Origin of the sequence: Psychromonas sp. psych-6C06, assembly GCF_002835465.1 — a bacterium.
Lineage (GTDB): Bacteria > Pseudomonadota > Gammaproteobacteria > Enterobacterales > Psychromonadaceae > Psychromonas.
The window spans coordinates 87,468-101,621 of record NZ_PIZM01000009.1 but is presented as its reverse complement, the minus strand read 5'-3'; the positions used below and the strand labels follow the sequence as shown (position 1 = coordinate 101,621).

The 14,154-nt window shown below is 38.9% G+C and carries 18 protein-coding genes and 1 riboswitch; of the genes, 7 read left to right on the top strand and 11 right to left on the bottom strand.

The window, feature by feature from the left end:
- Window positions 1-7: 7 nt before the first annotated feature.
- The 6 genes from CW745_RS13110 to CW745_RS13085 all read right to left on the bottom strand — a co-directional run bounded on the left by CW745_RS13110 (window position 8) and on the right by CW745_RS13085 (window position 4,085).
- A complete protein-coding gene (locus CW745_RS13110; RefSeq protein WP_101109145.1) occupies window positions 8-913 on the bottom strand; it encodes a cyanophycin synthetase in 906 nt (301 codons plus the stop codon).
- A 33-nt stretch (window positions 914-946) separates the two neighbouring features.
- Window positions 947-1,777, bottom strand: a complete 831-nt coding sequence (locus CW745_RS13105; protein WP_101109144.1) for a hypothetical protein — start codon at window positions 1,775-1,777, stop codon at window positions 947-949.
- Window positions 1,778-2,278 (bottom strand): hypothetical protein, encoded by a 501-nt coding sequence (locus CW745_RS13100; protein WP_101109143.1) that lies wholly within the window; start codon window positions 2,276-2,278, stop codon window positions 1,778-1,780.
- Window positions 2,279-2,280: 2 nt separating this feature from the next.
- The gene (locus CW745_RS13095; protein ID WP_202973198.1) at window positions 2,281-2,745 is read right to left on the bottom strand and encodes a YHS domain-containing (seleno)protein; all 465 of its coding nucleotides are present in this window, start codon (window positions 2,743-2,745) and stop codon (window positions 2,281-2,283) included.
- A 193-nt stretch (window positions 2,746-2,938) separates the two neighbouring features.
- Window positions 2,939-3,487, bottom strand: coding sequence for a TetR/AcrR family transcriptional regulator (locus CW745_RS13090; protein WP_101109142.1), 549 nt, complete (start codon window positions 3,485-3,487; stop codon window positions 2,939-2,941).
- Between the two features lie 76 nt (window positions 3,488-3,563).
- Entirely contained in the window at window positions 3,564-4,085 is a 522-nt protein-coding gene (locus tag CW745_RS13085; RefSeq protein ID WP_101109141.1) for a GNAT family N-acetyltransferase, read from the bottom strand.
- A gap of 58 nt (window positions 4,086-4,143) precedes the next feature.
- Between CW745_RS13085 and CW745_RS13080 the strand changes: the two genes are divergently transcribed.
- From CW745_RS13080 to CW745_RS13065, 4 genes are all read left to right on the top strand, one after another.
- Window positions 4,144-4,359, top strand: coding sequence for a DUF3820 family protein (locus CW745_RS13080; protein ID WP_101109140.1), 216 nt, complete (start codon window positions 4,144-4,146; stop codon window positions 4,357-4,359).
- A gap of 95 nt (window positions 4,360-4,454) precedes the next feature.
- Window positions 4,455-5,153, top strand: a complete 699-nt coding sequence (locus CW745_RS13075; RefSeq protein ID WP_101109139.1) for a hypothetical protein — start codon at window positions 4,455-4,457, stop codon at window positions 5,151-5,153.
- An 84-nt stretch (window positions 5,154-5,237) separates the two neighbouring features.
- Window positions 5,238-6,083, top strand: coding sequence for an ion transporter (locus tag CW745_RS13070; RefSeq protein ID WP_101109138.1), 846 nt, complete (start codon window positions 5,238-5,240; stop codon window positions 6,081-6,083).
- Window positions 6,084-6,199: 116 nt separating this feature from the next.
- The gene (locus CW745_RS13065; RefSeq protein WP_101109137.1) at window positions 6,200-7,543 is read left to right on the top strand and encodes a helix-turn-helix domain-containing protein; all 1,344 of its coding nucleotides are present in this window, start codon (window positions 6,200-6,202) and stop codon (window positions 7,541-7,543) included.
- On the opposite strand, the gene CW745_RS13060 is transcribed toward CW745_RS13065, so the two are convergent.
- The 5 genes from CW745_RS13060 to opgC all read right to left on the bottom strand — a co-directional run bounded on the left by CW745_RS13060 (window position 7,540) and on the right by opgC (window position 11,728).
- Window positions 7,540-8,760 carry a hypothetical protein gene (locus CW745_RS13060; RefSeq protein WP_101109136.1) on the bottom strand — a complete coding sequence of 407 codons (1,221 nt, stop codon included), beginning with the start codon at window positions 8,758-8,760 and terminating at the stop codon, window positions 7,540-7,542. The two genes, CW745_RS13065 and CW745_RS13060, sit on opposite strands and share 4 nt — an antisense overlap.
- A complete protein-coding gene (locus CW745_RS13055) occupies window positions 8,757-9,620 on the bottom strand; it encodes an ABC transporter ATP-binding protein (RefSeq protein WP_101109135.1) in 864 nt (287 codons plus the stop codon). The genes CW745_RS13060 and CW745_RS13055 overlap by 4 nt, the downstream gene beginning before the upstream one ends.
- 6 nt (window positions 9,621-9,626) lie before the next feature.
- Window positions 9,627-9,998: a GntR family transcriptional regulator gene (locus tag CW745_RS13050; protein ID WP_101109134.1), complete on the bottom strand. Its 372-nt coding sequence runs from the start codon at window positions 9,996-9,998 to the stop codon at window positions 9,627-9,629.
- Between the two features lie 156 nt (window positions 9,999-10,154).
- Complete coding sequence (locus CW745_RS13045; protein WP_101109133.1) at window positions 10,155-10,601, bottom strand: DUF2141 domain-containing protein; 447 nt, start codon at window positions 10,599-10,601, stop codon at window positions 10,155-10,157.
- Window positions 10,598-11,728 (bottom strand): OpgC domain-containing protein, encoded by a 1,131-nt coding sequence (opgC, locus tag CW745_RS13040; RefSeq protein WP_101109132.1) that lies wholly within the window; start codon window positions 11,726-11,728, stop codon window positions 10,598-10,600. Before opgC ends, CW745_RS13045 begins: the two co-directional genes overlap by 4 nt.
- Before the next feature lie 191 nt (window positions 11,729-11,919).
- Between opgC and CW745_RS13035 the strand changes: the two genes are divergently transcribed.
- From CW745_RS13035 to CW745_RS13025, 3 genes are read left to right on the top strand one after another with little or no spacing between them, the layout of a single operon-like run.
- Complete coding sequence (locus tag CW745_RS13035) at window positions 11,920-12,684, top strand: NUDIX domain-containing protein (protein WP_153069765.1); 765 nt, start codon at window positions 11,920-11,922, stop codon at window positions 12,682-12,684.
- A gap of 19 nt (window positions 12,685-12,703) precedes the next feature.
- Window positions 12,704-13,264, top strand: coding sequence for a dienelactone hydrolase family protein (locus CW745_RS13030; RefSeq protein WP_101109130.1), 561 nt, complete (start codon window positions 12,704-12,706; stop codon window positions 13,262-13,264).
- Between the two features lie 31 nt (window positions 13,265-13,295).
- A complete protein-coding gene (locus tag CW745_RS13025) occupies window positions 13,296-13,982 on the top strand; it encodes an SDR family oxidoreductase (RefSeq protein ID WP_101109129.1) in 687 nt (228 codons plus the stop codon).
- A gap of 97 nt (window positions 13,983-14,079) precedes the next feature.
- Window positions 14,080-14,146: riboswitch (Fluoride riboswitch) on the top strand.
- Window positions 14,147-14,154: the final 8 nt, after the last annotated feature.

The following is a 14,154-nucleotide window of genomic DNA, read 5'->3' as shown; positions in this document are numbered from 1 at the left end:
AATCTCGTTAATAGATATCCGACTGACTAATTTCTAACTTATCTAAAGCATCAAAATGAGCGGATAAATCTTCAGCTTTTCCATAACGAGGGTAGTTATGCATTTTCAAATAGGGACGTGAATTAACCTCTAAAAATATCACTTTTTGGTCGCGATGATCTTGGTTAATACCGTTCTCCATAATAACATCGATACCCAAAATATTAGCATCAAACAAAGCCAATACTTGTTTAAACAACTTTTGATTCGCTTCGGGTAACGTCGTTTTCTCAATCACTTCAACCACCCCACCCGGTGCTAATGAAATACGATAAAACAGTGTTACATTTTCATCGACAGCAGGAATACTGGTTAGTGTATAACCTGATTTTTTTAAAAAGTAGGTTGTTTGTTTGCCTTTTTGTAATGGCGACATACAGGGATATAAACCCATTTTTTCACGAGTGTTGTTTTCAACATCAATAAGCTGTTCAATCGTGGACTGACCATCACCGATTACAAAAGGCGCATAACGTTCAAGCACCGACATGATCTGCCCATTTGCGACAACTACACGGTAGTTATGCCCCTGTAAATATTGCTCTACCACTGTAAATGGCCACCAGCACTTCGCAAAGAACATCGCTTTCCACAGCTGTTGGTAGTTATTAATTGGAAAGTGGCTACCACGAGAAAATCCACTCACATTAGGCTTGATGACCAGAGGAAAACCGTACTTTTTGGCAAATTTAACCGCCTTAAATGGATTGAAAAAAATCATCCCTTGTGCATGAGCGATACCACCCTGCTTGAATTTATCACGCGCTTGCTTTTTGCTGCGACAGCTTTTACGCACCTGCAAGCTATTGTAGTTACTACAACCATCCATAAAGGTTTTGCTAATCCATGCGTATATTATTTTTTTTAGTTTCATGTGGGTCACTTTTGGGCGGTAAAAAAAGATTACCTAGGTGGTTTTATTAATTGATTTCAAGCGCTTTGAAACCTGTAACTTTTTGAAGAAGACAGATTTACTGGGTTGTGTATCCGGAATACTTTTTGTTACTAAAACCAATTGCTTCATAGCGCTTCGAATAAAGTTTAGTTTTTTAACAACAGAGAGCTCTTTCACTAATAACAATAAGGGCATCGGTACATATAAGTTAACTTCAACAATATGAAACTTTCCGGCAATCAAATCTTCTAAGCTATCAGCGCGTAAACCGTATCGTGCAATACGATAGTCTCCTAGTTGCTTTAAATGCCCCCAAATTTTATCTAATTGTGGCTTCGTTAATCGTGGAGCGCAGTCTTGGTAATAACTATCTTTGTTATAAATTCCATTTACTGGAAATAACTCATCACTTCGATTACAAGTTTCTGTAATAGATAAAATGGCATATTGTTGCAAGTCATCCTGATTAGGAATCATGAACACTTCAAACTCTCTTTTTTCCGGCGCTGCTTGCTGAATAAGATAAAAGGGATGCCTTGCCGTGCGTTGCTTGCGCAATGTATTGAGCTGTAACAAATTATCAACTTTCACCACACCCTGAGAGTTCTGCCCCCATTCTGGTTTTACAAATACAGGATAGGCATTTGGATCGCGCGATTCGAGATCCATAAACTGCTCTAGCAACCACTGTTTCGGAATGCGTGTATCCATATCGAGTTTAGAAAACAAGTTTCGTTGTTCATTAAAATAGGGCGCATTAAGCTGGAAGTAACGCCAAGGCGCAACGCCCAAGCGAATACAATAAAAAATATAAGTAAAAATTAATGATAACCGAGTCAGCATCTAAGCTTCCCTTTTAAAGGTCATATAATTCACCACGGCCATCAGAGTGCCTAAAATAAGAATAGAGGTAGCAGCATAAAACAGTGAACCACCATCCCCCTGTCCCTCATGAATTACTTCAACACCTAATGGGGTAAATAGATGAAAAAAGACCGCTCCAGACATCACTACTGCAGCGAGTGCAAAGCCTAATGCATGAAGTGCATGACTACTTGGCGAGTTAGCTAGTAACCCTAATTTCTTCATGGCTAAAAACAGTGCTGGTGAAAGTAAAATTAATGATGTCAGTAACTCCACACCACCCACAGCGTAGGAGCCATAGTTCATGAATAATGCACCACCGCTATCACCAATATAGTCTTTCATCCATTGACCAATGGTGCCAAAAATATGCTGCGTATCAGGGTGTAAAGTAAATTTATAAGGCAATGAAAATAGGAACACTTTGCATATCCATAAAACAACTACCCAACTAACTATCGATGTTTTACTTAGCTTCATAATTATTCCTTTTCCATATTTGCCCAATTGGCATCGGCTTTCTTAATAAACTGTTCTTTATCTGCACGCCAAGTATCTAGTACTTTTTGATCGTAATTTAGGTATAGCTTGTCATTATAAATAGTCCAGAAAGGCGCGTTACCCGGTGCAGTTTTATTATTAGACATCGCCCAAGCACAGTACCCACCATATTGAGGAGCATACTTTTCAGGATTAGCGGTAAATTTATCGAGGTTGCTTTGCGATGCAAAATACCAATCAGCGCCCTTGTAAGCTAACTTATATTTTGAAGATCCCTCGACCGCTTCCTGCTGATCAAAATAAGCGGTGACATCATAGCCCGAGACGGCTTTATTATTGAAATATCCAGTATAAATGTGTTCTGTTGCCTGTGCAGATGCACTAAAAAAGGCCAATACAACCACTAGGGTATATAGACGTTTAATATTTAACTTTATCATGTTCATAGCATTTACCACTCTTTAATAGAAAATAATGTTAACAATTGTTTAACATTAGACCTCGGTAACACTAAAAATATTTCATTTAATTTTAAATAACCCTAAGGGCTGTTGATCTTTGCCGTTTAAATTTTCTTTACACAGCGCATTTTGAGCAAGAGCAAAGCATGCTTTTTTGCACACGAAAGACCAACGAATTCTAGATAACTTCAAGTGCACCGAAATAAAATGCCAATGCGCCCTTTAAGTCATCTTCATTATAGCTTTCAGAATCTTTAGATAATAAAGCCTGGCCATGAAGGAAATTTAATAACAGCAAGAAAGCTTGTTGCTGTTTTTGCGTTGGAAAATTAAGAGGAGAGATAACTTTATTGAAACGTTCATAAAAAACCGAAATTGGTCCATCAGAAGGCATATTAATTAAAGTTTCCAATAGCCCCGAATAATTATTTAATAGAGCCAAATAACTTTCACAAATTAATTGCAATGAAGTTTGCCAATCTTGGTCACGTTTGGGGAAATAGATACTGCCCATTAATGATGAAATGATCGCCTTTAATAAACTATTTTTATTATCAAAATAGTGATAAATTGCCATAGCATCAACATCTAGGGCACGCGCTAAGGCTCGTATACTGGGTACTTTTCCCTGTTCACGCATTAGAGTTTTAGCCACGTAAATAATCAGTTCTTCATTAAGTTGACGATCACGACTATTTGGCCTGCCTCGCTTTTTCTGTACCTGCATAGCGCTTTTTCCTTAGCCTGAACACATAATCTACAGCGTAGAATAGTTTCATCAAAAATAAAGCTACATTGTAGAATTAATCCAATAAGTCCTTTTTAAATAGCAGATCAGTTTGTATGTCTCCTCCCATATCAAAGGGATGCTCTCCTATTTGATAAAAACCCTGCGCCTTATAAAAGGCTAGTGCTGAGTAGTTCCCTTCCCATACACCTAACCAAAGCGAGTTTTTATCATGCTGTTTAGTCAACTCACAGGCAAACTGCATTAATACCTTACCTAATCCTTTACGCAAAAATGCCTGCCTAATATAGAAGCGCTCCACCTCTAAACTATTTGGTTCAACGTCATCCGTTTGCCCTTCACCGACATTCACTTTTAGAAAACCAGCGACTTGATCTTCGAAGTGAATAAAATAAAACTCACTGTTTATGTTATTTAATTCAGCAGATAACTTTTTTTCATTTAAGGCATCACTTAAATACTGTTGCATAAATTGCTCGCTATTACTCTCTGCAAAAGTATCACGATAAGTTTCAATAGATACTTCACGTAACAGGTTTAATTGCGAAACGGTGCATCTTTTAATATTTATTGTCATAGTTACTCATTCTTTTGCTAATATTATTCTTTATATTATAACTGAAGCGATATAACCATTGTTAGATGATCCAAAGGCATTGAGCGAAGCAATTAATCAGGTGATGCCTTTTGGCAAATACGCAGGACGAAAATTAATACATCTTCCTGAGCCTTATTTAGTTTGGTTTCACAGTAATGGCTTTCCTGAAGGTAAACTGGGCAAACAACTTGCACTGATGTACGAAGTTAAATTAAATGGTTTAGAGAAAATGCTAGCCCCATTAGTTACTTAAAATATGTGCTAAGTAACAAGTCGCGCGCTTTCACCTTGAAAGCAAGAGAAGTTACTTGTATAAAGTAAATCAAGTATAAATATAGGCAGGATAATATGAACAAGTTTTTAGTCACCGCATTATGCACAACTGCACTATTTGGCTGTAACTCTGAAGATTTAGCTGATGTAGAAACAAAAACAAAACTTGTTGATAACGGCATTGTTATCGATAGTGACAATGCTAAAAAAATTATTACTCTGTTAAAAGATCTCGACGCTTATACTCAACTGCCAGCAACACTTTCATATAATGAACAGCCACGCACAGCATCAAATACCACTAGCGAATGTATTATCTCCGGTAATATCAACATTGATACACAATCAGATAGTAATTCATCAATTAGCACTTTTAGCTACGATAACTGCAGTTATATTATCGGCCATTCAATTAACGGCACCTATACTACGGTAAGTGATTTTGAAGAGGATTTAAGCTCTCTTTCAATCACCACAAAAGGCAAGCTTGAAGAGCGTATCAATGAATTTGCAACTATGATGGAGATGAATATTGATATTTCTGGCAGCAAAGACAGATATGAAGTCGATTATCGTTTTGACTTTGTGTCTACACAGGATCAAATTGCAGGCGAATTTATTGTTTACACAAACCCAACACTTATTTGGGATGAAAATACAAACAGTTTAGTTGGTAGCGTGATGATCGAAGGTAAAGAGAATAACACCCTTGAATTGCTATATAACAGCAATGGTGTCGCTTACTACCTAAACGGCCAAGTATATACCCCTTAAACACCACAGACATATAATGTCTAGACAGCCCACCAAAATCATTTTATCCTACGCATATTAACAATTGTTACGCGTAGGGAAACCATGACAGAGTTCAATAAATCCATCGATAAAAAACTGGTCAGCACAGGCCACAATAAGTTACAACGTCGTTTTTATGAGATAAGAAACAATAAAATTTTCGAGTTTTTTGTTATCTCGATAATTATTTTTTCTGCACTGATGATCGGTGCAAACAGCTACGAAATATCGCCAACGACGATGCAAGTCTTGTCCATATTGGACGTGATGATAACTATCATTTTTCTGATCGAAATTGTTATCCGTTTTATTGGCGAACCAAATAAAAAGCGCTTCTTTCATAATTTCTGGAATATCTTCGATACCTTCATCGTCGTCGTCAGCCTTATCCCTATAGAAGATGGCGAAATGGCAATTCTAGGCCGTTTAGTACGTATATTCCGTGTATTACGCATGGTGAGTATCATTCCTGAGCTGCGCATATTAATCAACTCATTAGTCAAAGCCCTGCCTCAGCTTGGTTACGTTATGTTACTGATGTTTATCATCTTTTATATTTACGCAGCCGTGGGCACCACCTTTTTTGCTTCTATCAATCCGGAACTATGGGGTGATATCTCAATTAGTTTATTAACCCTATTTAGGGTGATGACCTTTGAGGATTGGACCGATGTGATGTACGAAAGCATGACCGTGTACCCATTGTCATGGACCTATTATCTAACTTTTATTTTCTTCACCGCCTTCGCATTCTTAAACATGGTGATTGGTATTGTCGTTAACGTGTTAGAGCAAGAGCGACAAATTGAAGCCGACCTAAAAAATCAGGTCTCTGAAGAGCCAACCATGCAAGACTTAAAGCAAGAGCTTGCAGAGATAAAAGCAATGCTTCAGCAACAACAAAAATAATTCCAACTAAAGCAGTAGTTTAACGCTACTGCTTTCACTTACAAATTAAATACTCAACACATTTCAAACTTAAAATATTTGCTAAACTCTATTTTTTATAAATTTTATAGATATTTATGCAACGGATTGAATGGGTAAAAAAACTCGCTGACTTTATTGAGGAGACACTACCAAGCATCTGTTCAATGGATCAACTGTCTACGTATATCAATATTTCCAAAGCACATATGCAACGTCAGTTTAAAATGGCAACGGGCTTGTCTATTGGTCACTACATCCGTAATCGTCGCCTAAGTCGGGCAGCCATTGAGATAGCTACAACTGACAAGCGTATTATTGATGTGGCAATGGATTATGACTTTGAATCACAGGAAGCTTTTGGGCGCGCTTTTCGCAAACTGTTTGGTATTACCCCTAAAAATTTAAAAAAGCACCCAGCTTTGGCGAATTACCTTTCCACACTGCCACTAACATTGAAATATTTGCAGCGATTCCCCGAAATACAAAAAGTGGTTCCACAAAAAGTAACCATGGAAGCGCTTCATTTAAATGGTCTACCACAGCGTTATAAAGCCTATCAACTTGAAACTAAAACACAGTTTACTCACTCAATTCTCGATATGTGGAATAGATTTGAACAGATAAGCGCAGATTGGCCAACGCAGGAGCGACGCTACTTTACCGTAGAGGGGCGAAACGCTTGTTCTTTTGAAAATGGTGAATTCACCATGATGGCGATGAGTACAGGAGAGGTAAACCCACACCCTGAATTAGTGTCATTAGATTTAAGCGCGCGTGATATGGTCTGCTTCGCCCTACCGAGTAGCGAAGATGCCACCGAGTTTTTAACCTATCTCTACTCGGCTTATCTGCCAGACAACAACCTGCACGTTAATCGAATGCCGATACTTTGGGAGTTGGTCAACAATAGTGAATTACATTGCTATATCAGCCTCGCACAATGGCAAGAAGGCACAACACCTAAGGCTTTACAAAAATTACACTCGACGTTATTTCAACTGCCTACAATTCAAGGTACCAGTGAGCATCAAGCGATTCCGCATACCCAGCACCAAACAGTGCAACGTCTCGAATATCTTTTTGAGTATTGGCAGGAACAGCTACCGACACTCAATTTAGAGGCAAATAACCAGGGTACACTATTATTACTCGGGGACGATTTAAACAAGCCCTTTACCCCCGAGTTTGATTTTCATAGCGCCCTGCTCAGCATTAGCGATCAATCTACAAGTTTCAGCTTAAGCAAAGCGAGTTACCTTGATGCCAGCTTAGTCGGCACACTGAGTGAAATAGCAGAAGCGATAGAGCATATAAAGTATTGGATGATGCCGGAACTGCCTTTTTACCCGGTACATGGCTACGAAATTATCCCCCATGTTAAGCGCCTTAATAGCTCAACCTATCAAGTGCGCTATTTATTACCCGTTAAAAAGCGTTAATCGCTGGGCGATTGCATTTGAATATAACCATACTCATCCCGAAACCAATTGGTCGCTGGGTAGCAATAGCTCCAGATTGCAAAAACGAACAACGCCATATTCACCCATAACAATGACTCAGCACTTTTGCTTAACATAATAAAACTCAGTGCATATAACGAAATGCTCATCAGCACATTCATCACCGGCGGAAGACGCAACAAACAATACAAAAGCGCCGTACTCAGTAGCACCATCATGATCAATGCAGAGAGCGAAATATCCACATCAATAAAATAGCCACTAATAACAATCAATAACGACGCAAGTAGTGAAAAATACCACACACAATGGAACATACCACGATAGGCAACTTTTTCGAATTGACGTTGTTGACCATTTAAAACAAACATCAATGCGGTAAATTTCTCTTTCTGTTTTAACCACTCAGGTAGCTGTGTAACAAAGAACAACCCAGACATATATAACATCTCCGTTTCTCCATAATAAGCCAACACTGATAACAGCAACACGACAAATATTTGTAGCAACACAGCCTGAGAAAAACTATAAGAAGATAAGGTAGAAAAGACCAATTTAGCCTGCCTAGGCACCATGAAAAGCAGGTTTAATGAAACGCATTGATTCGCTGTTGTTGGGTGATATTTTTTCTTCGGAACAAGCCAGATAAGCATCGATAAAATGACCATAGCCCATTGCCATAATGTTGAAATATAACTATTTATCCAATTAATGTCGGCATTTAAATATAAAAAGGGGAAGATATAATAGAAAGGCGTCAATATCGCTACAAAGGTCTTTTCTTGCTTCTCTGATGGCGCATGTTGCGATAAACGCCTTAAAGCAATATAACTACCAATATTCCATAGTATTAGGCTAAACAGTTGTGCAAGCCAAATATCAATACTATTACCCCAGGCAATCAATGCAGGGAATAGATAAAACACAAAAAATAAGCCAATGACGCTCATTTTTACTGTCTTATTATAATCAGGCATCAGCGCTAAGACCTGGCAGTAACGCCAGCGTATTAACAAAGGAAATAACAACCCGCCAGTGACACTAAGTTGCATAAAAAGATATAACAACGATAAGCCATTAACTGAATAATTGGGGTAAAACGGTAATACTAGATAAATCACCAACATCGCAAGTGAGAGCCATAAAAAAGCTAATGTTCGCGAAGTCGGCGTTAATATCGCAAAATATCGGTTCATGAATGCAACTCCAAAAAAAGATCATCAAGATTGATATGTTCAATCTGTATATTAGTGGCTCCTTTATCGGCTAAAAGTTGCTTAATATTTTGCCCGCCCTGATCTACCAATAGCTGATATTGCTCTCTATGATGACCGCTAGATAACACGCTTAATCCATCAAAGGTGAGTTTTTTATTCTCAGGAAAGTTAAATTTAACCCGTACCACTGACTCACGTACGCTCTCAATATCACCTGTTATCAATGCTTTGCCGTCTTTTAAAATCAGAACATCCGATGCAATACGCTCGAGATCTGATGTGATATGAGTTGAAAAAATAACGCTGGTTCCGTGATCACAATGGTTTTCAATGAGTTTTTCCAAAAATTGACGGCGTGATAATGGATCTAAACTGGCAACAGGTTCATCTAACACCAGTAATTTAGGCCGAAAAGACATCGCTAATACAATGCTAGTGAGCTGCTTCTGCCCCTCAGAAAGGGTTTTTATTTGCTGATGCTCAGGCAAATCAAATTCATTAATGAGTTCAGTCGCTAATGCATCATCCCAGTGCTGATAAAAAGGTTTGATGGTATTAATCGACTCTCGAATAGACAAGGCATCAAATCCCCAAAAACGTTGCGGTACATATCCGATCTGGCTTTTAAGAGGCTCAGGCCAACAGCCCGGTTCATGCCCTAATACTTTTACATCTGCATAGGGGCTCTTCTCTAATACTCCCATCAATACAGAAAGTAGTGTCGTTTTACCGGCTCCATTCTTACCTAACAAACCTAAAACACGCCCCTCTTCGAGAAAGAAATCCAGACTTTTTAAACTATTATTACTTAAATTGGTACACTCAATCATGCTCATCATATTTCCTTATTTCCAAGACTGCTGGATCAACGCTTGTAACTTTTCTAAATCTATTTTTAACTCTTTGGCCTGCTCGACTAATTGCTCGGTAAGAGGGAGCAACATGCAGAGCTTATCTTCTAAGGCACTTTGCTGGATCTCTGCAACACGCATTTTTTGCCCTCTTGGGCGCACCACTAACTCTTTAGCAAGCAATGCCTGATAACTCTTTGAAACCGTCATCGGATTAACCGCAAGACTTTTAGCAACATCCCGAACTGAAGGTAATTCATCACCCGCGATTAACTCCCCCGCGGCAATTAAACGCGAGATCTGTTCGGTAAGTTGCAGATAGATAGGCTCACCTGAATTGGGTTTAATGTGCAGTCGATGTATCATATAAAAACACTGTATTAATTCACTAATACACTTAGTTTATATTAAATAATCAAAAAAACAACTTTTAAATGTATATGCAATTAAAGAAGGAGAAGAGAATAAAATGAGAATGGAAGAGAAATCGCTGCGCATGGCAGATACGCAGCGATTAAAGGATTAGCCGTAGGTCATTAAATTAATGCTCACTTTAGTATCTTCGCTAATACCCACGCTGATATCTTGAAACGCAGGTGGTCCCATTAACACAGGGTTATTCGCGAAGCCTAAGGGCTCTAGTGGAACACCTGCTGGGCTAGTGTTAAGCGTGGGATCATCGTCTTTATTTTGATGTGCATAAATCGCATAACTCCCACTCTCCACCCCTTCAAAGATAATCGGTTGCATGGCCTGAGCTGGCGAAATTGTTTTACTAAATACACGCTCCTCTGCTTCATCGTAAACATATAAATAAACACTTTTATATTCGCTGTTTACTTGATGAAGCTCGACGGTTAATTGATGCAATTTACCATCATTCACTAACACCTCATTCACGGGCGGTTTAGCGGTTAACGATAGGCTCAAAATAAGCCCTAAAAGCAACACTATTGATAATATTTTCATTGATGATTCTCCTTTAATAGCACCGGCTGATTCGTTGTTTTAGCTCGGTGATGCAAACGGTGGTGTAAAATAGCGGGGAACACTAAGGTGCAGGTCAGTAATAAAATGACTGCTACATAGCTTTCACTATTTCTCAGTTGAAAAAGAAAGGGACCAGCGAGATAAACTAACACGCTATGCCAAGCAAAGACTTGCAATGAATGCTTACCGATAAACTGCAGGCTAATAATGTTAAAACTGTTAGGGAATTTTTTGATGATAAAAGCGAGCAGGTAAATAAATACCCCTAAATTCACTACACGCAGCCAGCCTAAATTTGGCTTATCCGCGTATTGATAAAGATGAAAACCCGCTGTCGAAATGATTCCTTGGTGAAGACTAAATAACACCAAAAGCAATAACCCAGCCCACCAAGCCAATTTCTTATTAGCAAACCAATTTATCGGCTGAACACGCTGAAAATAACCAATGATGACACCCACGGTGAACAGGAGTTGCCATGCAAAAATATCAAAATAGCCCAAGTTCACAGTTAATGATGGCGTTAACGCAGTTAAAGGCCGGGTTAACATCTGTTGTTCTACAAAAGAGCTTAGCAACCATAGACTGATGCTAATGAGCCCCACTAACCATAGTCGCCCTTGGTGGAGCTGTGCGATAACAAAGGGAAGGCATAACATCATCACAAAATAGAGTGGCAAGATATCAAAGTAGGTTGGGCGATTAATCAGCAATAGCGATAAAAAATAGGCGTTGACCGAATCGTTAAGCAAATTCGGCATATTGATGCGCCATAACGGCTCAGTTTCGGGAATGAAGTGCATAAATGTCAGCACAATGGCGATCACCGCGACTAAGCTAATTGCATGATATTGATAGATTTCGAAGGCGCGCGCAAACGCTTTTTCTTTGAGTTGTGGGTAACTGTATTTATCACTGCTATACACCAAACCAGCGAGCAATCCCGATATAAAAATAAACCCCTCTGCAGCGCCAAATTGACCGAAAGGCTGTAGGGTAAATAACTGTAAAGCGGTTTGCCCGCCACTCATCCAGATAAGATGATTGATGGTCATGAGAATTAACAACAATCCTCGTATTCCATCTAGTGCACTGATCCTATTCATTTTTTATCTCCTTGTTAAAAACCAACTTCAACAATAGAGCGATAAAAAAACGAGATCTGATTAAAAGTGCTATTTTTAAAAAATAGCGATAAAGACAAGAGCATTAAGCATAATCGGTAGCGCTGTTTTATATAGTGAGCATATAAGTTAAGGTGTGAATAGTGACCCCCTTATTTTACAAGGAAATAATTTTGCTTACCTATTCAATGGATGATTATAACGGCGTAGTAATCGAGAAACAGGCCCTACCCGATTCAGAAACCGAGTTTGTCGTGCAGTTCAACGACATGCTAAGTGACGTAAAAGCACAAGGAAAACAGCTAGTTTGGTTTACTTTATCGATTAAACAGGCTGCATTTATTCATCTCGCTACGCAGGCGGGTTTTGTATTTCACAACTGCTTAGAAGATGAAATTACCTTGATTTTACGTATTCAAAAAGAAGCCTACGCGCCTTTTGTGCCAACACATAGTATTGGTGCGGGTGCTTTGATTTTTAATCAGCAACAGCAGATATTAGTGATTCGTGAAAAGCTGGCAAGCAACCCAGGTTTTAAATTACCCGGAGGGCATATTGAGTTAGGTGAAAAAATATCAGAAGCGATTGTGCGAGAAGTGTTTGAAGAGACTGGGGTACACAGTGAATTTGTCGGATTACAAGGGTTCGGCTCCAAAAAATCCTTTCGCTTTGGAAAATCTAACATCTACTTTCTGTGCCGTTTAAATGCGTTAAGCGAGCAGATAAATATACAAGATATTGATGAAATTGCCGAAGCCAAATGGTGTGATGTGAGCGAGTTTGTCAACGACCAATATACCAGTGTGTTTGTTAGCGAAATCGTTAAAACACTTCAGCATCAACAAGGGTTCGAGTTAGTTGAACTACCAGAGAACAATAGCCCCTACAAAAAACATGAAGTCTATTTTGCCGGCGATATACGCAAGCATTTAACCTAGCGTTCAAATAGGACCCCTTATGCTCACTGTTTTTATTAGCGATATATTTGGTCAAAGCGAGGCACTGAAAAGTCTCGCGCAAGCCATCTCTGATGAGTTTATTATTATTGCCCCCTATTCAGGGCAATCGATAACATTTGCAAATGAGCAAGAAGCCTATCACTATTTCACTAAACAGATCGGTCTCGATGATTATGCACAACAGGTAAAAACGCAATTAGCGAAAATTAAGCAACCAATTAATATTATCGCATTTAGTGTCGGTGGTGCTGCACTGTGGCTCAATGCAGAACAACTTAAACAGTCACAAGTAAACCAAGTTGTCTGCTTTTATCCATCACAGATAAGGCACCATTTAACGATTCAACCGCAAGTGGCGATGACACTTGTATTACCTATCTGTGAGAAGCACTTTGATATCGATGAAATGGCAAAAAGGTTAGCCAAAACCAACTTGGTAACACTAGAAAAAAGCGTTTATCAACATGGCTTCATGAATCAGCTGTCAAATAACTTTAATCTACAAGGCTATAAAAAATATTGCCATATTTTGCAAAAAACGTTAGCCAAAAATGAATAACAACAGCAAACAATTTAAGGGAATAGATTATATGGAAACAGTTATCATCACTGGGGCTAACAGAGGTATTGGCCTAACACTAGCAACGCAATTTTTAGCACAGGGAATGCAAGTGATCGCCACCTGTCGCGATGTTGATAAAGCAACACAGTTACGTGCACTCAGCAGCAACGCTAATTTATCGATATTCGCGCTTGAAGTAACAGACGAAGTTTCGCTACAGAGATTCAAAAATACACTCGGTAACCAGCCTATTGATATCCTAATTAATAATGCCGGTATTATGGGTAGCGAACAGCAAAGTAGCGATGATATGGATTATGACGCGTGGTTAAATACTTTTAGTGTCAATACGCTTGCACCTTTGCGCTTATCAAACCTATTGAAAGGCAATTTAATTGCTTCAGATAACCCTAGAATTATTAGTATTTCCAGCTTAATGGCAAGTCTCACAGGAAAAGGTCAAGGTAGCTATGCTTACCGTAGCTCAAAGGCTGCATTAAACAAAGTAATGCAAGTAATGGCCTTAGAGTATCAAGCCGATAATATTACTGTCTGCCCGGTTCACCCCGGCTGGGTGAGAACAGATATGGGTGGCTCAGAAGCAGATATCAGTGTTGATGAAAGCGCGACAGGATTAGTTACATTGATTAACGCCTTAACACTCAAACAGTCAGGCCGATTTTGGCAATGGGATGGACAAGAATTAAACTGGTAGTGCTTAATGCTTATGCAAATTAGCCATAATAAACTCCTTTAATATGGCTAATTACTCTAATAAAGTGTTTGATTATCACCCTATTTGAGGACTATGATGTATTCACGGTGATGGGGTTCCACCGATTTAACCGCCAATCTACGGCTGATGACTCCTACAGAATTGAAGACAG